The sequence below is a fragment of the Bradyrhizobium sp. USDA 4354 genome, from assembly GCF_054060315.1.
Genome location: NZ_JBSSDC010000001.1, coordinates 3,659,644 through 3,682,209 on the forward strand (window position 1 = coordinate 3,659,644; position 22,566 = coordinate 3,682,209).

The following is a 22,566-nucleotide window of genomic DNA, read 5'->3' on the forward strand; positions in this document are numbered from 1 at the left end:
TAGTTAGTCTTATGATTGCGCTCGCATCACGCGTTTGTTGCGTGGGTTGCGCAGCATTTTTGCGCCAGGTCAACTTCGACGCTACGACTACTGATCCTCGAACAATCAGCCACAGGACCGCTGGAAGCCTCACCTAGCAAATCCCCGACGCGCATTGCCTTTCGGTGAGGCGGCCCCCTCAAGAGCAAGCAGGTATGGATGTGCTTCACGGGTAATCCCCTCTACCGACCCTCATTATTTACCTCACCACCTGCAGCGCAATGCGCAGCTCGTAAAAACCCTGATGCGATCGAGACCCGGCTTTGGGGACAACATGGCTGAAAACGATGCAGCGGGGATTTCGGCTCGCGGCAGCTCTTGACCATCTTCTGCTGTCGCGGCAACGAGAACAACCAAAGCAGATCGAGATGACGAGAGCAGGGTGTGGCTGTGACGGATCAATCCCAAGCATCGGAGTTGCCGCCGGTCCTGGAGAGACCGTCGAAAGGCTTTCGGTGGATCTTTGCTCTTCTAGCCGTATTGCTCGTTCTTTGCGCCGGAGGAGCCTATTTTTTGACGAATATCGAAACGTTTGCCGAGGCGCCGCCGGCGCATGAAGTCGTGCCTCCCACGCTTGGCTTGTCATCTGAGGATAGGGACGTCCTTTTAGGGATCCAATCGGGGCAGCAGAAGACAACCGATGAAATTGCCGAGCTCAATCGCAACGTCGATGCGCAGCAAGCCGAGCTAAAGCGGATCTCGGATCAGATCGCAGCCCTGACCCAAAGAATCGAGGAGCTGCAGAATCCTGCGCCCGTTGCTGCTCCTGCTCCTGCTGCTTCTTCGCCACCCGTGCGCACCACATCCAAGCCGGCCAAGAGAGACGTCCGGCCCTCGAAACCGCAAGGTCCGGTTTCTGTCGGAGGCGCGCCGCTGACTGCGGAGCCGAGCACGGAACAGCGCTGATTACCACAAAATGCCTGCCATATGACGCTGCGCCTCCCAACCACGTCGGAAGCCAACGGTCCACCATCTTGATCGGCAGGCCGAGCCTCTCATTGCTCCGCGTGGTTTCGGAAATCCTCTGTCAGTCGCAAGAAGTTCATAAGCAGGACGTGCCCCTGTGAGGTAAGGATCGACTCGGGATGGAACTGGACGCCATACGTGGGATAATAGCCGTGCGTGAGGGCCATGATCTCGCCTTCCTCCGAACGCGCTGTCACTATGAGGTTCTGCGCACATGACTGATCAAGCTCGACGATAAGAGAATGGTAGCGCCCGACGTCAAGCGGGGTTGGCAGCCCCTCGAATAACCCTCGGCCGTCATGCGCAACGTATGAGCGCCGACCGTGCATGGGCCGATGCGCACGCGCCACCCGTCCTCCGAAAACGCTCGCAATACACTGATGTCCAAGGCAGATGCCGAGAATTGGTACGCGCCCTGAAAGTTCGCGGACCACTGCTGTCGATATTCCTGCCTCCGTTGGGGTGCAGGGGCCGGGCGATATCACCACCGCGCGCGGGTTGAGACCAACGAGCTCGCTGATGCTGATAGCGTCGTTTCGGATCACTTCCGTTGCTTGACCGAGCTTGTGGAAATAGCGGGCAATGTTGAACACGAAGGAATCGTAATTATCGATGATGACAATCAAAATGCACCAGCTGGTTCAGAACCAAATGCATCAAAGATTCGCTCTGCCTTGGCGAGCGTTTCCTCGTATTCGGCCTCGGGCTCCGACAGGGCCGTTATACCGCCGCCCGCATGAAACACAGCCAGGTCGCCGTCGATCGTGACAGTGCGGATCGCAATACTTGTGTCCATGTGCCCGTTGAAGCCGATGAAGCCGATCGACCCACAATACACCTCTCGCGCTATGCGCTCGATTTCTGTAATAATTTCCATCGACCGCAGCTTTGGCGCTCCCGTAATGGAGCCGCCGGGAAAGCAAGCACGGAGCAGGCTAACGGCGTCTTCCTCTCCGGCAAGTTCCCCCGTAACGATCGACACGAGATGGTGCACCGAGGCGTACGACTCGAGATTGCACAGGACCGGAACCTCGACCGAATGCGCAGTGCAAACGCGTGACAGATCGTTTCGCAAAAGGTCGACAATCATGGTGTTCTCGCCATGATCCTTTTCGGAAGCGAGGAGAACAGCCGCACGGCGGTGGTCCTCCTTACAATCAGGCGAACGCGCGATCGTGCCCTTGATCGGTCGTGTCTCGACTTGTCCCCCCTCAAGCTTCAGGAATCGTTCCGGCGAACTTGATGCGATAGTCAGCTCTCCCCATCGCAGCAGGGCCGCAAAAGGCGCCGGATTCAATGATCGTAGCCGGCAATAGAAGGCGAGCGGATCAAACGAGGTCGATAGGCGGGTGCTGAAACGCTGCGCAATATTCGTCTGGAACACGTCACCCGCCAGGATCAAGTCGATCACGCGTTGTACCGCCGCAATGTAGCCCTCGCGGCTGAAGTTCGAGCGCCATGCGCCCGCTTTGCTGGGACGACCATTCTGTGGGGCCTCTGGACCGGCAAGCAATCCTGCAAACTCGTCGGCTCGACGACGCGCTCGTTCGCTCCGTCGCACGGGATCCTGCTCCGGCCATCCGGTCGAGACGATCCAGCATTTGTTATCCCGGTGGTCGAAGCTGATAACCACGTCATAGAAATGCAGGATGGACTGGGACAAACCCAGGCCGGCAATTGCCGGCGCAGACAATCGCTCCAATGTCCTGTTCATGTCGTAGGCAAGGTAGCCTGCCGCTCCTCCCTGGAACGGCGGGAGATCGGGACGATGCTCTTGCGGGTATTTCGCGAGTAGCGTGCGAAGGACCTTCCATGGATCGGCCTCGAGAGTCAGTCCGTTCCAACTGGCTTGGCCGTTCGCGACCCTGTAGGTGCTGAACGGGTCGCACGTTAGATATGAGTAGCGCCCAAGCAGCTCGTGCCTTGCTGCGCTATCGAGAAACGTGAGATGCGATCGATGCCAAAGACGTCGCATCGCTGTGACAGGTTCAACCCACTGCAACTCGCGAACGTACATCGGGTTATCGGTCACCGGTCGTGAAAGTGCCGTTCCATCTGTTGCCCCACCCGATGAGAACGACGCTTGTGTGCGATGGGCCGAAACTTGAGGCCCATTGCCAAGTTAACCCGGCGGTGGACTTTTTGCTGCGGCAGCACCTGGATCATCCTGCCGTGGAGGCGAAAGGGGTATCTATTGATACATTGTAGTCGGCCGCGAACCGCAGCTCGCGGAGCGGTCGCACCCGTTTAATCGACTCCTGGTAGAGATCGTGCGCTTTGTACGCTGCGAGCTCCGCCTCGCTGTCGAACTCACCATAGACCACGATGTCGATATCGTTGCCGAGCTGATCGGCCTTGCGGTTGCGGGCAACCTCAAGCCGGCGCGCATGTGGTATCGTGGTGAGAAGCGAAAGACCTTCGATGATCTGATCGATATGCGCCTCGTCCTTGGCGCTGAAGAAGACGATGTGACGAATCATGGCTGTCCGTGGAGATGTCGCTAGCGGGTGGCATAACTATCTGGGAATAGAGCCCGTTGCAATGCGGCTAGTCGCTTGCCACATGATCGTCGCTTGCGATCGTCGGCGATCCGCAATGAAGCCTGCCAGATTTGCTCAGGACGCCGAAAGGGCAAGGCGCTCAATGGTTTGAATGTGCCGCGTAAGCAGGTTACAGGCTTGATCAATGTTGCGCGTTCGCAAGGCTTGCAGAATCAGGCGGTGATCTTGATTGGAGCGCGGTCGCCAGCCCACCGATCGCGCCATCGCGAACACCAATCGAGAATTGGCAAGCTGCAGTCCATCGAGGCTCGCGAGCAGACGCGGCATTCCGCACGGCGCGACCAAGGCTTGGTGAAAGGCGCGGTTGGCCATCTCAAACTCCTCGATCGTCTTTGCATTGTCTCCTTCGATCAAGGCGAGCTCGATCCGAGCCAAATGAGCTGTTGTGAGCCTTGGCCCCGAATGGCGCAATGCCACCACTTCGAGCGCGGCGCGCATTTCGGCGATCTCCTTCACTGAACGGGTATCGAGCGGGGCAACCCGAACACCGCGACGCGGCACAGCGACGACAAGATGTTGTGCCTGCAGCTGCCGAAACGCCTCGCGCACGGGGACGTGGCTGGAATTGAATTCTCGTGCAACGTGATCCTGACGGAGTGGCACGCCTGGCTCTAAGGCGCCGCTGATAATGCGCTCAGCGATTGAGTCCGCGATGCGCGCGACCGTCGTCATGTTGTCAGCAGTGATCATAGATTATCTACCGCAATAACCGGTGCATTTGCGAGGCAGCTCGATTAGCATCTCTTCGAGTGCAATGACTATAGATAATACACGCGATTATCTACAATTGAGCGGGATTGGGTTATGGATGCTGCTGCGCAAGTTCAACGGAAGGAAGCAAGCAACGGGGCGCAGGTTCGTAATCACTGGAACGTCGAAGAGGCTAAGGCGCTCTACGACCTTCCTTTTGCCGACCTGATGCTTCAGGCGCAGCGCGCTCATCGCAAGAACTTCGATCCAAACCACGTCGAAACTGCGAGCCTGCTCAGCATCAAGACCGGCGGCTGTCCGGAGGACTGCGGCTACTGCTCGCAAAGCGCGCATTACGAGACCGGCCTGAAAGCGACCCGTCTGATGCGTTGCGCCGATGTGGTTGCGACCGCACAGCGCGCGAAGGATGCCGGCGCCACGCGCTTCTGCATGGCCGCGGCCTGGCGCACGCCAAAAGATCGCGATCTTGAGTCCGTCTGCGACATGGTCAACGCGGTCAAAGGACTCGGCATGGAAACGTGCGTCACGCTCGGCATGCTGACACCGAGGCAGGCCGCGCGCCTCGCCGAGGCCGGCCTTGACTTCTACAATCACAACGTCGACACATCGCCCGAGTTTTACAGCAAGATCATCACCACCCGCAGCCTGCAGGACCGCATCGATACGCTGGCGCATGTGCGCGATGCCGGCATCAAGATCTGCTGCGGCGGGATTATCGGCATGGGCGAGCGCGTCGAGGACCGCCTAGGTATGCTCGTGCTGCTCGCAACTCTTCCCAACCATCCCGAAAGCGTGCCGATCAATCTGTGGAACAAGATCGAGGGTGTGCCGGTGGAAGACACCGCGGAGCCTCCCGATCCGATCGCGCTGGTCCGGCTGCTGGCGACCGCGCGGATCATGATGCCAAGGAGTGTGGTTCGCTTGTCCGCCGGGCGGCAATACATGACCGACGAATTGCAGGCGCTTTGCTTCTTGGCCGGCGCAAATTCAATCTTCATCGGCGACGTGCTCTTGACCACCAAAAACCCGAAAGTTGATCGCGACGCGGATCTGCTGGCCCGGCTCGGCATTACGTCCGGGCTCGCTGACGGAAAGCAGTGCGCCCAATATGTTGCCCCTACATCCAGCCTAGGTGAGAAATGCAGATAACTTTGATGAAGGGCAAAATCCATCGCGCCTCAGTGACCGAAGCTGATCTGCACTATGAAGGCTCGATCTCGATAGATCGTACGCTCCTGGAGGCAGCAGGAATGGTGATCAACGAGCGCGTCGAAATCTACAATGTCGAAACAGGAACGCGCTTTGCCACCTACGTGATCGAGGCGCCGCCGAGGTCTGGCACGATAAGCCTGAACGGTGCGGCCGCACGACTGGCGTTGCCCGGAGACAAGATCATTATCGTTGCATATGCCTCATTCGACGAGGCCGAAGCAAAGATATTCAAGCCACGCATTGTGCGTGTGGACGGAGACAATCGCATCCTGGCAAGTTGAACCTCAAGGGCCATCCTTCCTTCTTCAACGGCCAACGGATCTTTTGCGTGATTTGATGCGATCCTGCGAGTGATGAATGCGATCAATCCAAACAGCTAGACTTAGTCCCTACGTCACGGCGTTGAATGCGCTGAACGAAGATAAGCGGCTGCGCTGCCTCAAGCCGCGCGCGGGGATCGATTTCGCATCTAACGACTATCTGGCGCTCGGGAGCGCCCCGCACATCAAAAAGGCGATGGTCGCCGCGCTCGAGGCGGGCACTCCGGTTGGAGCCGGCGGGTCGCGGCTTCTGCGCGGCAATTGCGAGGAGCATGAACGGCTCGAAACGGAAGCGGCTCAGTTCTTTGGCGCGGAGGCCGCGCTTTTCTTTGGAGGCGGCTACATCGCAAATTTTGCCCTCCTGACAACGCTGCCGCAGCGCGGCGATCTGCTCGTTCTCGATTCGCTCGTGCACGCCAGTATTCACGAAGGGGCGCGGGCCGGCCGCGCAGAATGTCGAATTCACCCGCACAATGATTCCCAGTCGGTCGAAGACGCAATTCGCGACTGGCGAACCAAAGGTGGAGCGGGCCGCGTCTGGATTGTGGCTGAAAGTCTCTACAGTATGGATGGCGACTTCGCTCCACTCGAAGAGCTGGTGGCAATCGCCGATCGCCAAGACGCGTTTCTGATCGTGGATGAGGCTCATGCCACAGGCGCTTACGGGCCTCAGGGACGAGGGCTCACGGCCCCTTATGACAGGCGCGAAAATCTCATTGTCGTTCATACCTGCGGCAAAGCGCTCGGTGCGGCTGGTGCACTTGTTACGGCCTCCGGCATCCTGCGCGATTTCATGGTCAACCGCTGCCGTCCGTTTATTTTTGCTACCGCCCCATCACCATTGATGGCCGTCGCCGTTCGAGAGGCACTCCTCATCCTGCAGAAAGAGCCGGAGCGGCAGCAACGGCTGGCCAAACTCGTTGCGTTTGCGCATCGACAGATCACCTCGCTTGGTTTGCGCACACCATCGACCTCTCAGATCGTGCCGTACATCGTAGGCGACAATGCTCATGCAATGCGACTTGCCTCTGCTCTGCAGGCGCGCGGCTTCGATATCCGGGGAATTCGGCCGCCAACCGTCCCTGCAGGCACCGCCCGCTTGCGAATTTCGTTGACACTCAATGTTGGGGAAGCGGACGTGCGCGCAATGCTCGAGGCGCTGGTTGAGGTGACGAGGGGCTCGATTTGATGAATAAGCGGATCGTCGTGACTGGTACGGACACCGGGGTCGGCAAAACGGTATTTTCCGCAGGGCTCGCCGGCCTTCTCGGCGCGAACTACTGGAAGCCGGTCCAAGCTGGACTCGAACAAGAGACCGACTCCAAGTGCGTCCGCCGCCTTGGTGGCCTCTCGTCCGATCGGATTGTCCCGGAGCTCTATCGACTTCGGACGCCTGCGTCGCCCCACTCCTCCGCGGAGATCGACGGCGTTCGCATAGATACAGAGACGCTTCGACTGCCGGACAGCGGCGAGCGGCAACTCGTGATCGAGGGCGCCGGCGGACTCATGGTGCCGCTGACAGCGCGCACTCTTTACATCGACATTTTCGAGCGCTGGCAGCTTCCCGTCGTGCTTTGCGCAAGGACGGGACTGGGCACAATCAATCACTCCCTGCTCTCCATAGAGGCTCTGCGGAAGCGTCAGATTCGAATCCTTGGAATTGCGTTCATTGGCGAAAGAAACGCCGAAACTGAAAGCGCGATTTGCGAGATCGGGAGAGTGCGTTGGTTGGGACGGCTCCCGTGGCTTGTTCCCCTCACGGACGATAGGCTGCAGGCCGCTTTCAAAGACTCCTTTCTTAGCAGTGATTTCCTGAACCTATGAAGATAGCCAAGAGGTCGCCGATCTGGCACCCGTTCACGCAGCATGCTCTACAGCGCGACATGACGAAGGTGCTGCGGGGAGAGGGGGCTTATCTCTACACCGAAGATGGCCGACGCCTTATCGATGCAATCTCCTCCTGGTGGGTCGTGACCCACGGCCATTGCCATCCACGCATCGTGAACGCGATCCGGGAACAGGCAGGCAAGCTCAACCAGGTCATCTTCGCCGGATACACTCACGACCCCGCTGAGCAAGTCGCGACGGAATTATTGAAGGTCACCTCACCGGCGCTCGAGCATGTGTTCTTCTCCGATAGCGGGTCAACCAGCGTCGAAGTCGCGCTGAAAATGGCGCTCGGTTACTGGCACAATACCGGAAGACAGCGAACCCAAATTGTGATGATGCAGCACTCGTACCATGGCGACACGATCGGGGCGATGTCGGTAGGTAGCCGAGGCGTCTTCAATGCGGCCTACGGGGCGCTGATGTTCGAGGTGACCTCGATTCCGTTCCCGGCAAGAGATCGTGAGCAAATAGCGCTCGATGCGCTTGAAAACGCATGTCGAAACGAACATCCCGCAGCCTTTATCGTGGAGCCCCTGATATTGGGCGCCGGTGGAATGCTGATGTATTCTCCCTCGGTGCTAAAAGAGATGAAGCGGATCTGCGAAGCCTTCGACGTGCTGTTCATTGCGGACGAGGTCATGACCGGCTGGGGCCGGACGGGTACCTTGTTTGCGTGTGAGCAGGCCGATGTCACGCCCGATATTGCCTGTTATTCGAAAGGCCTCACGGCTGGGGCGCTGCCGCTCGCCGTCACACTCTGCCGTGCCGATATTTTCGATGCGCATTATTCTGAGGATCGCACGCGTACGTTCTTTCATTCGAGTTCATATACGGCCAATCCAGTAGCCTGCGCCGCCGCCAAGGCTAATCTGGAGCTATGGCAGGATCAGGAATATCGCGCCCGGGTGGCATCCTTGGCCAGCATGCAAGAACAGGCACTCGCGCCATTTCGCGCCGATTCACGGTTCGCAAACGTCCGACGCACAGGAACAGTCACCGCGCTTGAACTCAACACGAGCGATGCCGGCTATCTGGCTGACATCGGGCTGAAGCTTTTGGCTTTCTTCCAAGCGCGGAATCTGCTGTTACGCCCACTCGGTAACACGATCTACGTGATGCCGCCTTACTGCGTTACGGCGGCCGACCTTGATGAAATCTATACTGCCATCCGCGACGCTGCTGACTTGCTGATGTGAGATGCACGAGACTGTACAATCGTCTGCATTGACAGGATATTCGCAAGGCGAAAGTGTCCGTATTGCTGCCGTTTGATAGTGCAACGAGGGATGCAGCACCCAAGGCTCGTAGGCTGATCGTGCTTTAAGCACTTGCCTTAAGCGCTCCTGATCCAACTGCCGCAGCAATCCTGCGGGCTAGCCAGGAAAGGCGCAGCATTTGGCCGATTTGTCGAGCGAATTGCGTTAATCACGATTAGAGAAATCCATTATCTTGAGCAAATTCTCGGCGAGGCTTTCTGCGGAAAGTACTGCTTCTCGAGGCAGCCGCACATCAGAGCCAAGGCTCTCGATAGCTGCAAGAACCAGGGAGACGGACCGCCGGGCGACCGCACCATTGGTGCGCGCGTGGTGCTTTGCTCAGAGGACCGCGGGGCTTCCCAAGTAAATGTCTGACAGGAGGCGAGAATGCACATTGGCTTCCGTAATTCCCTCGACCATTCAGCCACATGCTGCGCGATATGTGGCGGAAAGTTTGGGCTGATCCGCCATTACTGCTGGCGAACGGCCCTTTGCTCCAAGAAATGCGTCAACCGTTTCAAGGCGCGGCGGGAGGCCGATCAGAAATGGCTTCGATGGCGAGCGGCTTAGGAATGGACTGAGTTGTGCCGGTACGGCCCTGGTCAGAGAATTCGAGTAGCGCGTGGAAATCAAGTGACAGAAACATCGGCAAAAATAATCGACTTCAGGGCCTACAGGGCCGGCAGGCTGGCTCGTTCTGAGCGCCTTCGCGACGACGTCTACTCGACCGCGACTCTCGCTGCGCTTACAGCGGCCTGTCACCTTTGGACGTTCCTGGCCTGCCATCCGTTCGCTTTGCTCGCTGCGCCTGCGCCGAAGCAGGAGCCTCACGAATACCCCTAGGGGGCAGGCACGGAGGTGTGCCCTAAAGACGGAGCCACCACTGCTCCAGCTCGGTCCGGTCGAGCCGTCACCGTTTGGAGACACTGCAATCAGCCCAGAAACGCGTGCAGATGGTGGCTCGTCGCGAGCGCCGCTCCTCGATCGAGGCTTCGGCCCGCATAGTCGCTGAAACTGTAGAGGAAGACGAGCCATCGGGTCGTGAAATCGCGGTGAGGAAGGTCTTGTCTCATGGTTGCGCGACCATCGGACTGTTTTTGCGCTGTTCTCCAATTAGAGAACTGGGGTCTCCATCCTCCATGCCATTGACAGGTTTCTCCCGCCTTCTCTAGGAAGCGCCGACGGTGTGTGGGGAGCGAATTCAATATGAGTCACAGTTCAGAGCAGCCTCTAGAGCGTGTCACGATTCCGGCACTGCAGCAGTGGAAGGATAAAGGACGGCGTGTCGTGATGACCACCGCCTACGATGCGGTTGCGGCGCGCATCGCGGATCCCATCGTCGACATCATCCTGGTCGGCGATAGCGTTGGAAACGTCTGCCTGGGATTCGATAACACGTTGCCCGTCAGCGTGGCCATGATGAATCATCACCTGGAGGCTGTTGCGCGCACGAGGCCTCATGCCCTGCTTGTGGCCGACATGCCCTTTCTGAGCTTTCATGTCGGTTCTGAGGATACGATTCGCAATGCAGGAGGTTTTCTGCAGCGTGGCGCCGATGCTGTGAAACTCGAGGGTGGCGCCAAACGCATCGAGATGGTACGTGCCTTGGTCGATTGCGAAATTCCTGTGATGGGACATCTCGGTCTGACCCCGCAGAGCGTCAACGTCATGGGTGGATTCAAGGTGCAGGGACGGACAACGGATACCGCCTTGCGGCTGCTCGATGACGCCCACCGTCTGCAGGAAGCCGGCTGCTTCGCGCTGGTCCTGGAGGGCATTCCTGCCGAGCTCGCGGCGCGAGCGACCGAATTTCTCACGATACCCACCATTGGGATCGGAGCAGGACCCGATTGCTCGGGCCAAGTGCTCGTGTTTCATGATGTCTTGGGGCTAACCGAAGGCCATCGCCCCAAATTCGTTCGTGCCTATACAAATGGATTCCAGCTGTTCCAGGAGGCGCTGTCGCGCTGGGCTGCCGATATCCGCAAAAGTGCATTCCCGGCCTCAGAGGAGTGCTATCGGCTTCCTGATCAGCTTCGACATGCCGTCGCCAACTGGGTGCCCTCCAAGTCAACCTCAAGGTAAGACATGCAAGTAATTACGAAGCTCGCTGAGCTGCGTCGCGCCCTTTCAGACGTTCGCAATGCCGATAAGCGCGTCGGATTCGTTCCGACGATGGGATACCTGCACGACGGCCACCTGGCCCTGATTACGGCTAGCCGGGGACACTGCGACGTCACTGTCGTTAGCATCTTCGTCAACCCCACTCAGTTCGGCCCAAATGAGGATCTCAGCAGGTACCCTCGCGACTTCGCGCGCGATGAAGCGTTGTGCCGCAGTGCCGGGGTCTCCATCATCTTCGCGCCAAGTGCAGAGGAGATCTATCCGGCTCAATTTGAGAGCTTTGTCGAGCCGGGCGAGCTCGCAAAGCCGCTCTGCGGAGCTTTCAGGCCCGGACATTTTCGTGGTGTAGCGACTGTCGTCTGCAAGCTATTCAACATGGTGCAGCCGGACGTCGCGTACTTTGGACAGAAGGATTTTCAGCAATGCGCTGTGATACGCCGCATGACGGTTGATCTGAATCTCCCGATCGAGATTGTCACTGTGCCAACCGTGCGGGAGCCAGATGGGCTGGCAATGAGCAGTCGCAACCGTTATCTCAGCCCGGAAGAACGTGGTCGGAGCCTTGGGATCAGCCGTGGCTTGTTCGCCGCAGCGCAAGAGTTTGCCTCAGGGGAGCGCGACGCGGCAACGCTGATTGCGCTTGCAAGAAAGCATTTGGAATTGGTCGATCGACTGCAGTACCTTGAGCTTGTCGACGCTGGGACCCTAAGGGTTGCCGAGAGCCCTCTGCGCTCTCCGGCGGTGCTCTGTGTCGCAGCGTACGTCGGCTCGACTCGGTTGATCGACAATGTAGTCCTGTCCTGGTCGCCATCGTAGCCAGATCCGCAAGTGATTGCGCTCAGAAGCAGTCGAACCGGATGGATTGGCCCTAAAATCCTCAACATCCTGGAAGAACTCTCGAAGGCGATCCGGAACTGCCCTTTGCGTCCTGAACAACCGCTCCACGCTCGCGCTCATGATGTCGGTTGGAGATTGGCTCTGCCGCTGATGGGGTGGAGCGAGGCGGGGCCGCCCCCACGCTGCCGAGAGCAGCCAAGTGCGAGTTCGCTTTCCGTATTATGACTTCGGAGGCTCGCTCAGACACTCCGGGACATTCCGACCGATTTGCGCGCTCTTTACGACGTCGCGCAAAACAATTTCAGAAAGTCGTACAACCAGCTGTTTGAGGTGCGCAATCTCCTGCTTGCAGCGCTCTAGCTCGTGCTGTTCGTCTGTCATCACAGATGTTGTGCGACGATGTCTGCTGCCGAGATGATTCATGTAGCTCCCTTTCCGATTCGACAAACACAACAGATAATCTGAACAGCCCAGTCGCTTCTCTTCCCTGAACGAGGCGCCTCGGCGTTTGGAGCGTTTCACACGCAGCCGGCGGTGGGCTGAATGCTAGCTCACTCCCTGCAAAGGGGTTGCGCCCAGTTCGCAGATGCGACGGCGCTTTCAGCGACGCCATCTCGCTCGTCGCTCATGCTCAGTTGCGGTAATGGCTCCCAACAATGTGGCCGCGGAATATGCCGCCCTCCGGCTGCATGTGATTGCTCTGGGCGCAGACTGTAACAAAATGGCAAAATCGATTAATGCAACGAGCTGCGCTCTCGCGCCCAAATCCTGCATTACGCCACCGCCCCGATGAATTTTCACGCGACGTTCGCGTGTCCGTGCTGGGGTCCTTGAGCTACACCAAGCTTATATGTCCAAAACGCAAGTCGCTACCGAGATCACCCGCCCGCAAGTGGGCATTGCCAAAGGAGGTTCGCTCAAAATCGCGTGCTGCCAATACGTGCGATTATGGATCAATAACCACACGCCCATGACCATGAAACGACTTCACGATTGCGCGGCCCGATTTCGCCGCGAGACGGTGGGGCGGGCGTTGGTTTTCGACGCAAAGATATGCTTCACCGCAAGAATTGATCGCGACGTCCCGCTACAGTGCAGGATGCGAAGCGCTCGGGTTTGGAGCCGATAGGTGCCGTCTTGTGAAACGACATCGGGGCAGGGCAGTGGCAAGCTATCTCTACCAACTCGATCTGGGCAGGTATGCCGAAGCATTGGTTGGACGCAGCAGGCGCGATAAACGACAAATCCTCTAGTCGCAATTGAACCTGATGAAGCTCGGCAACGAACTACCAGCGCCCGAGCATTGGCCTGGCCGCATCCGCCCAGTCAGTCCGGTGCGCAATAGATGGCCGAGCATGCCGTACATAGCGCAGAGCATGATCGCAGCGGGGCACATTAGCCTCTGAGCTCTAGCAAGCTTGTCCGGGAGCTGCCGCAATGGGTCAACGATCGCAGAGGTGCTGGACATTGCACCGCACTGGAAATCGGCTGACCGGCAGTCGCGAGGCTCATACGCTCTGATGTACTTGAGTTGCGGTCCAGCAAATGCCCATTATCTTCCTCGATGGTATGAGGGAGATCTCCCAATGCTGGACGGTCCCACGACCGCGCTTCTGCGCAGGATCCTGGATGAGGTTTGCGAGAGCGTCTCACCGTATGACGCGGGCGTCCGCGCCTACGTTGCCTCCAAAATACTGGAGGCCGCTACCCGAGGTGAGACGCGCCCTGATCTGCTTAAACAGATCGGCCAGGAAGCTCTGTCCAACGCACCGACAATGTGGCGATAGATCTAGGACATGGTTGTCACTGAGGTGAATTTCCAAGTCACAGTGTGAAGATCCTGGGCTGCTATCCAGGTTCGCGCGCGCCGTCGCCTCGCCGGCGGCATAGCGATCCGGCCAGCTCGCAGAGGTGTATCGTGGTCGCAAATCGATGGCGGCCTAACGTCACCTAAGACGCAGCGTTATCCGATGTGAATCGGTTGGCGCGTTGCTCACTGTGAGGCCGATCGTTGAAACGAGGGAGCTGCCGCACAACAGGCAGCGCATCCAAGCCTTGGCGCAGGCACCCTTGCGCGCCACGATGCCGGTGAGGCGTCGCGCTAATAACCTTCATCCTGAAACGGGGGCGAAGTCAGTTTTCGGCGCCGGTGCGCCGTCAACTCACGCGAGCCGGTGCGCCGTTGCTGTTTACTCCTGTGCGAGCGCAGCAAGTGCCCTTTCGATCACTGTGATGTCTTGACTGACCTGAGCGATCGCTGGCTTCGGATCAACTCCGGTAACGCAGTTCAACTGCTGAAGTAGCTGCCGCCGATGCGCCAGAAGGTTCTCCAGCGCGCTGCGGTCGTTTAGTTTCACATAGCCGTCGACAATCAATCCAACCGAAAGAGACATCGAAACTCTCAAACAAAGCTGTTCTCAACGAAGGTGCCTATAGCACATCGGCAAATGATGTTCAGCTCGTCGGGAGAGATTACTGACGGGCGAGCTTGTTAGCCACAAGCGTCCGGCGCCGGGGACGTGACCGACTATTCCTTTCGCCTTACCAGCGTCTAGCTCTGTATGAGCGACTAGCCCAGCATAAAGACGGCGTATGGCGAGCAAAAAACGCTGCGGATCGTCGCTATGGAAAGGCTAGGCTAGGCGGACGAATGATGCACGAGCTGCCATGGTCCTTATCCGTCTGCCGAACGGCTTCCGAGGTGCGATGACAGGCGGCGCGATGATCGACGACATGCTCGCCTGAATATCTCTTCCTAGAAATTGCGATGACCTCAGGAAAGTCCAGGATGCTCGATGAATATTTGGCCCGCATTCGTGCCTTACCGTAACAACATCCACCGCTATCGTCGCCTCCTGAAGTCGAACCTGTCGGATGTCGAACGTCAGTTCATTGAAAGACGCCTCACCGAAGAGCAGACCGCGCTCGAATTTCTTTCGGCCGAGACCTTCCCGCTCGCGTTTAGCCTTCCGAAGGGGACTGACATATCGGCAAGCGAGGCCCGGAGCCGCGAACGACGCGCGCATTTCGGAGCTGCCTGATCCGGGGCGCGGTGGGACCCCAGTTCTACTCAGGGGCGCCCCAGCTGGGTCTATGAAATCTAAATAAAGATCAATATAACAGAGTGTGTCTGGGACTGCGCACGCGACCCAAGAACCAAAATGGCCGCGCGAGCGAGGCGGCCTATGGCTTGTAGGTTGGCGGCGCTGGATCCTGATCGAAAGCAGGTTGTCCGCTTTTCCGTCGTAACGGGAAAAGCACGGCACGGCTTAGTTTCCCGGCTGCGTATCCTCAAAAAACGCTCTGTACCAGGGGCTGTACTTAATTAGCGGGTTTATCGCGGCGGGCTTTGTCGAGTCCGATCGCCAACCACTTTCGAGCAGCATCACTGACTTCAATCGGGACTCTTCACCAGCGGATTCAAAAGCCGCACTGTTTGACCGGTTCTCGCTCGCGGACCTGTTTGTATTCGGCCATATCTCGGCAGTTTGTTAGATTGGTTACACGCGCAACCGAATCGTTCTCACGCGCCAGCCAGCTGGAGGCAGCCACAACTTCATCTTCCATCGGTCTGCGACCACGGCATGAGATTTGCTCTACTAGCGAGACGCTGAGGAACCGTGTTCGCGGCGAGAGGCACAGCCAGGAAGGAAACGACTTGGCAAATCTGCGACCGGAACCATCCAGAAAACCGCCGAGTTCTGGCTCGAGCCATTTCCCCGGCCTTGATCGCGACTATTGAATAGACCCAAAGAACTCTTTCTGAGGGTTCAGGGTTCGAAGGCTGTCTCGAGCCCCGACTTATTCACTGCTTTTGGCAAACGGACCTCTCGTGCGTCTCGCTCCGCTCTAGGACATCGCGATCATCCTTCCTTACGAGGATGTCGACCAACGAAAGGTCAAGCTCGCCATGAAGGTCGGGGATGACGGCGACAGGTCATCATCAGCAGCAGCAGGATAAAGCCACAGCCCTTCGCGCCGATGCACTTCACAATACCGTCGCCACTACAGTGTCTCTGTTTCAAACGATCGCGATCTAAGTTTAATAAGGCCATGCGCGTAGGCCAAATGCGGTGTTGCCGCGGCACAATGTGCAGCCACATCGTCGCCGGTCGTGAGCTTTACAGCAGGGCTAACTGGACCGGCCATCGCGCGTCCTCAGGCGCTTACGTCGGCGATGCCCGGGACTGGCGCTGTGGCCTTGTCGCGCCGCGGCAAGCACGGCAAGGTTACTTGCGAAAGGTTTCTCACTCCTGCCTTCCGGCGCTAGATCCTGAGCGGTCGGTGCGCGCATCTGTTCCAGCAAAGCAAGAAAGGCCCGGCCTTTTTCCGTTATGATCCACTGTCCGGGTTCTCGCGCAACCAGCCCTTGTCCGAAAATATTGAGATCCGGCGCCCGCGCCGCCAATCGCTTCATACGATCCGTCCAGTCCGGACCGCTGGTGTAGTACACCGTCAGGTAATCCTTCAAGAGAGCGACACTCGCACGGCCCTCCGGTTGGCCGGCGAGAATCTTAAGTATCGAGACCTGAAAACTCACTTTCTCCAACCAAACGCGATAGCACCAAAGCCGCATATCTTAGCGGCACGGCCCGACCCCGCGCTCGACTTCAAAACAAGAACCTGAAAACAAATGCTGATGCACGGATCATCCGGCAAATTTGGATGAAGCTTAAGCTCTCCTTTGTTATCTGGAGACCCTGAAGCAATCTTCGGCCGTTCCTAGATGGCCTGCAGGCTGTCGAGCATAGAACCTGACCAGTTGTGGACAGCCCAAAGCTTTGCGAAACGGAACTTGCGCGTCTCACGTCAGGTCTCGCGAGCGAGAGTTTTCGGCTAAGGTCGACGCCGCAAGAAAGCTGAGGGCTACCATACGCGCGTGAATGCATCTACGCCCTTCAGCTTGCTGGGCTTGCCGTTCTTATCAACGTAGAACAGCGTCCATGACTTTGGCATTTGGGGGCCATTAATCTTTCCAACCCACCGGGTGAAAGAATTGCACTGACCAAACGTAACAACAAAATACAGTCCGGTGGGACGGACGGCTCCCGACGCGGGATAAGGGATACCCTGGCAGGCAAACCCTTGAGCATGGTTTGTGAAGGTGCCTTGTATGGCCCCGCCATGGGTGGACCAAACAAGCAGTTCCGACCCCCGCTCATTCTTCCAGTATGAGGGCGCAGGAAGCCCCTGCGCGCCCGCCTGACCGACGGCCAAGAAAAACTGAGCGATCAACAAAAATGCCAGAAGTCTCTTCATAGTGATGCCCCAAGAAAACTCGCCTGAAAGTGACATTTCGGATCACCAGTCTCGTATAATTGGGGGGACGTTTGCTGCTCTTGTTTCGCGTCTTTCAAAGGAATGCGGCGCATATGCAAGAGTTCACGGTGAAACTCGACGTCGCTCCTCGGCTCTGCAGCATCGACCTACCGATCTTTATCCGGTTGTACCGCTGCATCCAGAATTGCCCGCGGCGTGCTACGGGATAAGGTTCGTAGGGAATGTGACCTAGCCCTCGCGAATTTGCTCCGCGTAGCGTGCCAATCGGCGCCGCACTTCCTGCGCAGGCAAGCGGCATCTCGGATGGGAGAGTAGAGTGTTCAAGCCCTCGTGCAATCGGCTAAAAGTGACATGATTTCCATCGGCGAGCTGGTCGAACAACCACAGGACACCGTGAATGCCGATCTGTTCGGCGGCGGCAAGCTCGCGCAATATCCCGTCGCCGGTAAGCAAGGTCCATTGGCGGGACTCAGCGATCGCAAAGGCGAAGGTATCCGGAACAGAGAGACGTGCATTGCCTCGCCGAACCGTCGTGGCGCGGCTCAACTCTGCGGGTGTCAGGACTTCAACGCGAAGTCCCAACCCCACCAGCTCGGCGCCGAGTGCGCCCGTCAGCTCCCGGTCATAGAGAAGGTCAGGTACGGCAAACTCAAAAGGCAAACGGAACATGTCCTTCAGCAGCCGCGCCCGCTCAAGGTCAATCAGGACCGATGTGTCGGAGACGAGGACGGGCACTTATCAAGCGGCCACCTGATCCAATCTTGCATCAAGTTCTCGAACCGATATCCCCAGCAGTTCGGCAGCACGCGACTCTGCGATCACCCCTTCAGCCAAGGCTCGATAGCATAGCCGCTCGAAGCGCTTGGGCTCCTCCAGCTCCGGCTCCATCGTCTCCGGTTCCTCGAAGGGCGCCGTCCTCCATCCTCGCTCTGCAAATATCTTGAACAGCCGGGAAAAGGCCGCCTGGCTGATAATTCCGAGATCCTTGCACCGATAGACGAGCGCCTGAATGCTCACCCCAAAGCGCTTCTTCAGAGCCACGAGTTCACCGATACTGATCGAGGAACGATGGGCGCCGACTTCGGCGCGTAGCACGTCGGCTGGCACCAAGAAGGCGCCGGCAAAGCGATGTGCCGCCTTTTCCTCGTCAACCCCGCCAGACGGCGCGATGACCATATGGCCGAGTTCGTGCGCGAGATTGAACCGCTTTCGCTCCGACCACGTGCTGCGCTTGATGACGATGACGCGTGCGGCCGCACGGTCCTTGCGCCTGACCTTCGCAGCAAGGCCGTCGATGTCGTCGAGATCAAACGAAAAAATCTTGATGCCACGCTCCTCGAGCAGTTCGGCGAGCTGGGGAATGGGATCGTTGCCGAGCCCCCAATCCTCGCGCACAGAGCGGGCAGCATCTTCAGCGTCACGCAAGTCGGTAACGGGATGGGGCGCGCTACGCGGCTGTTCCCAGTCGACGCTGCGCATCTGAAGGAGATCCTCGACTGCGAGGTAGCGCTCGAGCATGTGAATGGCGCGCGCCTCAAGGACGGCCTCCTCTTTTGAGGAGGCTCCAACTTTCTTCCTAAAATCTACCCCCTCCAGCGCAATCTCATCCTCGTTCAGGAGATATTCTTCCGTAACATCGAGGGCCTTTGCCAGCGCAATGAGGGCGCGCGAACTCGGCATATCCTCATTTCTTTCATATTTTCCAATGGCTTGGGCCGAGACAATCCCGTCTATGGCCTCTGAAAGCCCACGCAGCGATAAGCCCGACGCCGATCGGGCTACTTTGAGCTTGTTTCCGATCACGGCGACCTCCTCTTCGCTTTTTGTTAGTTTCCAAACCTACGACATATGTACAATTTTGTAAACTGAAAACCCTTGAAGTCGGGTAAATCTGCTCGCATATGGGGAAATAGGCTGGGGCCATCGTTGCCCGTTTTGTAAACCGCCCGATACGACGGCGGCCCGCGGCATGGCCAGATTGAGGCGCCCGCCGACTTTAAGTCGAGCAGCAAGGAAGGGTGAGATGGCGTTAAGCAATACCGAAATGCGCTACTACGACGGTAACGTCCTGCGCCTGCCGGACGCCAAGCGGAAGGAATATCACGAGCAGGTGGATCGCTTGATCGTCGAATTGTGCAAGGGCGTGCGCGACAAGACCGAGATCAAGATCACCAAGGTGGTGAAGGCGGGCTCCTTCGCTAAATACACGATTCTGCGGAAGACCAGCGTCGATCCCGTCGATGTGGATGTCGTGTTCTACATTTCGGGGCGCGACGCAGACAAGGAAACGCTCGATAATCTGAACAACACCATCTACGACCTGCTGACCAAACAGTACCCCAACAAGTCGGTCGAAGATTTCGAGATTCAGCGCAAGGCCGCGACTGTGACATTCGTCGGCACGGGGCTGAGCGTGGATATTGTCCCGGTGATTGAGGACGAAAAGCGGCCCGGTTACGGCTGGCAGTTCGATATCCATGACGGGTCGAAAATCCAGACCTGCGCGCCCTGCCAGATCAAGTTCGTCCGTGACCGCAAGAATCAGGACAGCGACTTCCGCACGCTGGTGCGCTTGGCGAAGAAGTGGCGCAATCATGCGGAAATCAAGCCGCTCAAGTCCTTCGCGATCGAGTTGATCATGGCCCATGTGCTGGCGACGCAGGGCAATTCCGGAGCCATCGAGCAGCGCTTTCGCAACTTCCTCCTCTATATTGCCCAGTCGGGTCTGAGGGAGCAGATCAACTTTCCCGAGAACAACCCGCCGTTCGGGACCTTCACCGATCCGGTGGTGATCCTCGATCCGGTTTACAGCCTGAACAACGTGACCAGTCGGATCTCGCAGGCCGAGCGCAAGGAGATCGTCGCGGCCGCCGAGGCGGCGTGGGAAACCGCCAATTTCGCATCCGCTGAAAATGACAATGAGGTCTGGAAAGAGATCTTCGGTCCTCGCTTCAAGACGGAGGACTGAGATGAGCCAGACCAAGACGGCCACTGCCAGCGCTACCTATACATATGTCGACATCGAAAATGTTGTTCGCCGCGTAAAGGCGGATCTCATTATGATCGCTGACAGTACCGGCGCCTGGAGCACAGCTGAGGCAACGAACTACGCCCATGATGTCGAGGTGCTGGCGAAAGCGGGCTATCTCAAATGGGTCGATGTCACGCTGTTCAGCAATGGCGTCGAAGTCAAGGCTGTCAGGTTCGAGGTCGATACCGATGCCGGGTCTCTGACGACGAGCCGGCCCGGCGGTGTCCTTTGGCCGAAGGTGTCGGAGGCGCATCTTCGCATCATCCTGAATCATACCGATGCGTATACAAGCACAGCGCGCGAGTTCATCAAGGACAAGCTCAAGATGGGATGGGGACCGTCTTACGACGATACCAGTCACTCGTCGCTCACGTCTTCAGGCGGCCGCAATTACGTCAGCAACGCCTATGGCATGCAGAGAAAGGATTGGGCAGAGTGAGCCAGCCGAGCATTTTTGATAGCGAAACCCCACTCCCCAGCGAGGCGCTCGCCAGGCGGGAAAACACGCTGCTGGGGTTTGCGGGGCGCTATGGCCGCGTCCATGATCAACTGCGGCTCTTGCTGAACGTGGGCGGCCTGGGCGAATGGAATCGCAAGCATCATGGCGGCAAACTGGCGATCTGTGATCTCGTCGCCGAGCAGTATCCGCTGGTGATTTTTCACGGTGATGTCGGGACCGGCAAGACGGCGATGGCCGAGTGCATAGCGAACAAGCTCGTGGCCGAGGCGCGGAGCGAAGATTCTATCCTTTTCAAGCTGTCGAACCGCGTCCGCGGCAGCGGGATGGTCGGCGAGATGGGAACGCTGATCGCTGAGGCGTTTCGCAAGGTGATCCAGTCGGCCGGAAAGACGCGCCGGGCCATCCTCGTCATCGATGAGGGCGATAGTCTCGGCGCCTCTCGCGCGCAGGATCACAGCCATCACGAAGACAAGGTGGCGGTGAATACGTTAATTCAGGGCGTCGACGATCTCCGGCAATATGGCGGCCGCATCGTCGTCATCCTTTGCACAAACCGGCTCTCGGTGCTTGACGCCGCGCTCCGCCGGCGCGCTGCGATTGTCGAAGAGTTCAAGCGCCCGACGGATGAAGAGCGTCGGCAGCTGTTTCAGATGGATCTTTCTGGACTACGTCTCCCTCCGACCCAGATCTCCGAACTGGTGGCAGCAACCGGCGCGCGTGGCGGCCATCCAGCATGGACTTATTCGGACATCCGCACGCGCCTCTACCCCGCGGCGCTGGCCAAGGCCTTCCCACAGGAGCCGCTACGGTTCGAACATCTGAAGTCCGTGACTGCAGTGCTTCACGCCTCGCCTGTAATGGAGGACAAGTGATGGCTCGGTCTCCGCTGCTCGGTCGACGCATCCATATCTCCGGCAGCATTGTTGAGGAAGGGGCTGCAGCTACGGCGAGCGATGTCAACGCCGCGCGCGACTTAGTCACCGGGTTGGTGAAGGAGCTCGTGAAGCGAGGTGCCAATTTTGTGATCCCCGTCGATGCTGAACCGGTGCGGAAATCCGATGGGCTGCCGATCTGCTTCGACTGGCTGGTCTGGAAGACGATCAAGGACAATCTGGCGCTGCGGCCAGCAAATGCATCAGGCCCGCTCGCGGTCGCGGTGCAGCATCACAAGACCGAAGATCAAATTCCCAAGGAATATGCAAGTCTCTGGGACGAGCTGCGCGCGTCGCCGCTAGTCAAAATCGAGAACGCTGCCCACTGGAATATGGCCAGCAAGCGCATGGAAGCGCAGGCCCGGTTCGGCGACATCTTGATCGTTTTGGGCGGCTCTGAAGGTGTCCTCTTCCTGGCCAATCTTTATCATGATGCGGGCAAGCCGGTTGTTCCGCTCAACCTGGCGCTCTGTCCCGAAATGACAGGCGCGCGACGCCTCTACAATTTTGGGCTGACCAGCAGCCAGAGTCGGCGGCTGTTTCAGATCGCCGAGGACGGTGACGCGCATGACTGGATCAACAAGATCCGGTTTCCGGCGCGACAGTCGATTCCCGATCGCGTTTCCGTGCTGGTAGACCTCCTAGAGTCACTTGAGAGGCCGAAAGCGTTCGCCGTCCGGATGTTGAATCCTAATCTGCCCGACTATGCTGACGTCCAGAACTACTTCGACACGGTGGTTCAGCCCGTGATCGAAGGCGAGCTTGGCTACCGTCTCGTCGTGATCGACGGCCGGCAGGCTTATGAGCATTCCCGAATCGACCAGGAGATATTCGCGAAGCTCTATCGCAGCAGTGTGGTCCTCGCGGACATCACGGGCGCGCGGCCAAACTGCTTTCTCGAGCTTGATACGCTCTCGGCCGCGGACTGCCGACGATGGTGATGGTGC

The 22,566-nt window shown here is 58.3% G+C and carries 23 protein-coding genes; 14 read left to right on the forward strand and 9 right to left on the reverse strand.

Annotation, left to right across the window (positions count from 1 at the left end; all coding sequences use genetic code 11):
* Positions 1 to 552 precede the first annotated feature (552 nt).
* The gene (locus ACVIIV_RS16815) at positions 553 to 945 is read left to right on the forward strand and encodes a hypothetical protein (RefSeq protein ID WP_456745139.1); all 393 of its coding nucleotides are present in this window, start codon (positions 553 to 555) and stop codon (positions 943 to 945) included.
* Between the two features lie 89 nt (positions 946 to 1,034).
* Here ACVIIV_RS16815 and ACVIIV_RS16820 read toward each other — a convergent pair whose 3' ends face one another.
* The 4 genes from ACVIIV_RS16820 to ACVIIV_RS16835 all read right to left on the reverse strand — a co-directional run bounded on the left by ACVIIV_RS16820 (position 1,035) and on the right by ACVIIV_RS16835 (position 4,256).
* Positions 1,035 to 1,631 (reverse strand): anthranilate synthase component II, encoded by a 597-nt coding sequence (locus tag ACVIIV_RS16820; RefSeq protein ID WP_456745140.1) that lies wholly within the window; start codon positions 1,629 to 1,631, stop codon positions 1,035 to 1,037.
* Entirely contained in the window at positions 1,628 to 3,022 is a 1,395-nt protein-coding gene (gene pabB / locus ACVIIV_RS16825) for an aminodeoxychorismate synthase component I (RefSeq protein ID WP_456745141.1), read from the reverse strand. Before pabB ends, ACVIIV_RS16820 begins: the two co-directional genes overlap by 4 nt.
* 145 nt (positions 3,023 to 3,167) lie before the next feature.
* The gene (locus ACVIIV_RS16830) at positions 3,168 to 3,485 is read right to left on the reverse strand and encodes a Dabb family protein (RefSeq protein ID WP_456745142.1); all 318 of its coding nucleotides are present in this window, start codon (positions 3,483 to 3,485) and stop codon (positions 3,168 to 3,170) included.
* Positions 3,486 to 3,620: 135 nt separating this feature from the next.
* Positions 3,621 to 4,256 (reverse strand): GntR family transcriptional regulator, encoded by a 636-nt coding sequence (locus ACVIIV_RS16835; protein WP_456745143.1) that lies wholly within the window; start codon positions 4,254 to 4,256, stop codon positions 3,621 to 3,623.
* Positions 4,257 to 4,370: 114 nt separating this feature from the next.
* Here ACVIIV_RS16835 and bioB point away from each other — a divergent pair, with 114 nt between their 5' ends.
* The 8 genes from bioB (at position 4,371) to ACVIIV_RS16875 (ending at position 13,703) form a co-directional block, all read left to right on the forward strand.
* Positions 4,371 to 5,426, forward strand: coding sequence for a biotin synthase BioB (gene bioB, locus ACVIIV_RS16840; protein ID WP_456745144.1), 1,056 nt, complete (start codon positions 4,371 to 4,373; stop codon positions 5,424 to 5,426).
* Positions 5,417 to 5,770 (forward strand): aspartate 1-decarboxylase, encoded by a 354-nt coding sequence (panD, locus tag ACVIIV_RS16845; RefSeq protein WP_456745145.1) that lies wholly within the window; start codon positions 5,417 to 5,419, stop codon positions 5,768 to 5,770. Before bioB ends, panD begins: the two co-directional genes overlap by 10 nt.
* Before the next feature lie 76 nt (positions 5,771 to 5,846).
* Entirely contained in the window at positions 5,847 to 6,998 is a 1,152-nt protein-coding gene (locus tag ACVIIV_RS16850; RefSeq protein ID WP_456745146.1) for an 8-amino-7-oxononanoate synthase, read from the forward strand.
* The gene (gene bioD, locus ACVIIV_RS16855) at positions 6,998 to 7,633 is read left to right on the forward strand and encodes a dethiobiotin synthase (RefSeq protein ID WP_456745147.1); all 636 of its coding nucleotides are present in this window, start codon (positions 6,998 to 7,000) and stop codon (positions 7,631 to 7,633) included. The genes ACVIIV_RS16850 and bioD overlap by 1 nt, the downstream gene beginning before the upstream one ends.
* Positions 7,630 to 8,895 carry an adenosylmethionine--8-amino-7-oxononanoate transaminase gene (locus tag ACVIIV_RS16860; RefSeq protein ID WP_456745148.1) on the forward strand — a complete coding sequence of 422 codons (1,266 nt, stop codon included), beginning with the start codon at positions 7,630 to 7,632 and terminating at the stop codon, positions 8,893 to 8,895. The genes bioD and ACVIIV_RS16860 overlap by 4 nt, the downstream gene beginning before the upstream one ends.
* A 1,266-nt stretch (positions 8,896 to 10,161) precedes the next feature.
* On the forward strand, positions 10,162 to 11,040 hold the full coding sequence (panB, locus tag ACVIIV_RS16865) for a 3-methyl-2-oxobutanoate hydroxymethyltransferase (RefSeq protein WP_456745149.1): 879 nt from the start codon (positions 10,162 to 10,164) through the stop codon (positions 11,038 to 11,040).
* 3 nt (positions 11,041 to 11,043) lie between these two features.
* Entirely contained in the window at positions 11,044 to 11,895 is an 852-nt protein-coding gene (panC, locus tag ACVIIV_RS16870; RefSeq protein ID WP_456745150.1) for a pantoate--beta-alanine ligase, read from the forward strand.
* 1,607 nt (positions 11,896 to 13,502) lie between these two features.
* Complete coding sequence (locus ACVIIV_RS16875) at positions 13,503 to 13,703, forward strand: hypothetical protein (protein WP_456745151.1); 201 nt, start codon at positions 13,503 to 13,505, stop codon at positions 13,701 to 13,703.
* 402 nt (positions 13,704 to 14,105) lie between these two features.
* Here ACVIIV_RS16875 and ACVIIV_RS16880 read toward each other — a convergent pair whose 3' ends face one another.
* Positions 14,106 to 14,309: a hypothetical protein gene (locus tag ACVIIV_RS16880; protein WP_456745152.1), complete on the reverse strand. Its 204-nt coding sequence runs from the start codon at positions 14,307 to 14,309 to the stop codon at positions 14,106 to 14,108.
* A gap of 402 nt (positions 14,310 to 14,711) precedes the next feature.
* On the opposite strand from ACVIIV_RS16880, the gene ACVIIV_RS16885 reads away from it, so the two are divergent.
* The gene (locus ACVIIV_RS16885) at positions 14,712 to 14,957 is read left to right on the forward strand and encodes a hypothetical protein (protein WP_456745153.1); all 246 of its coding nucleotides are present in this window, start codon (positions 14,712 to 14,714) and stop codon (positions 14,955 to 14,957) included.
* Between the two features lie 1,091 nt (positions 14,958 to 16,048).
* Here ACVIIV_RS16885 and ACVIIV_RS16890 read toward each other — a convergent pair.
* From ACVIIV_RS16890 to ACVIIV_RS16905, 4 genes are all read right to left on the reverse strand, one after another.
* Complete coding sequence (locus tag ACVIIV_RS16890; RefSeq protein WP_456745154.1) at positions 16,049 to 16,387, reverse strand: hypothetical protein; 339 nt, start codon at positions 16,385 to 16,387, stop codon at positions 16,049 to 16,051.
* Between the two features lie 395 nt (positions 16,388 to 16,782).
* Positions 16,783 to 17,211 (reverse strand): avidin/streptavidin family protein, encoded by a 429-nt coding sequence (locus ACVIIV_RS16895; protein ID WP_456745155.1) that lies wholly within the window; start codon positions 17,209 to 17,211, stop codon positions 16,783 to 16,785.
* 213 nt (positions 17,212 to 17,424) lie between these two features.
* Complete coding sequence (locus ACVIIV_RS16900) at positions 17,425 to 17,931, reverse strand: hypothetical protein (protein ID WP_456745156.1); 507 nt, start codon at positions 17,929 to 17,931, stop codon at positions 17,425 to 17,427.
* Positions 17,932 to 17,934: 3 nt separating this feature from the next.
* Positions 17,935 to 18,999, reverse strand: coding sequence for a helix-turn-helix domain-containing protein (locus ACVIIV_RS16905; RefSeq protein ID WP_456745157.1), 1,065 nt, complete (start codon positions 18,997 to 18,999; stop codon positions 17,935 to 17,937).
* Between the two features lie 175 nt (positions 19,000 to 19,174).
* Here ACVIIV_RS16905 and ACVIIV_RS16910 point away from each other — a divergent pair, with 175 nt between their 5' ends.
* From ACVIIV_RS16910 to ACVIIV_RS16925, 4 genes are read left to right on the forward strand one after another with little or no spacing between them, the layout of a single operon-like run.
* Positions 19,175 to 20,164 (forward strand): CBASS oligonucleotide cyclase, encoded by a 990-nt coding sequence (locus ACVIIV_RS16910; protein WP_456745158.1) that lies wholly within the window; start codon positions 19,175 to 19,177, stop codon positions 20,162 to 20,164.
* A gap of 1 nt (position 20,165) precedes the next feature.
* Positions 20,166 to 20,666, forward strand: coding sequence for an HORMA-1 domain-containing protein (locus tag ACVIIV_RS16915; protein WP_456745159.1), 501 nt, complete (start codon positions 20,166 to 20,168; stop codon positions 20,664 to 20,666).
* Entirely contained in the window at positions 20,663 to 21,559 is an 897-nt protein-coding gene (locus ACVIIV_RS16920) for an AAA family ATPase (protein ID WP_456745160.1), read from the forward strand. The genes ACVIIV_RS16915 and ACVIIV_RS16920 overlap by 4 nt, the downstream gene beginning before the upstream one ends.
* Positions 21,559 to 22,560 carry a hypothetical protein gene (locus ACVIIV_RS16925; RefSeq protein ID WP_456745161.1) on the forward strand — a complete coding sequence of 334 codons (1,002 nt, stop codon included), beginning with the start codon at positions 21,559 to 21,561 and terminating at the stop codon, positions 22,558 to 22,560. The genes ACVIIV_RS16920 and ACVIIV_RS16925 overlap by 1 nt, the downstream gene beginning before the upstream one ends.
* Positions 22,561 to 22,566 lie beyond the last annotated feature (6 nt).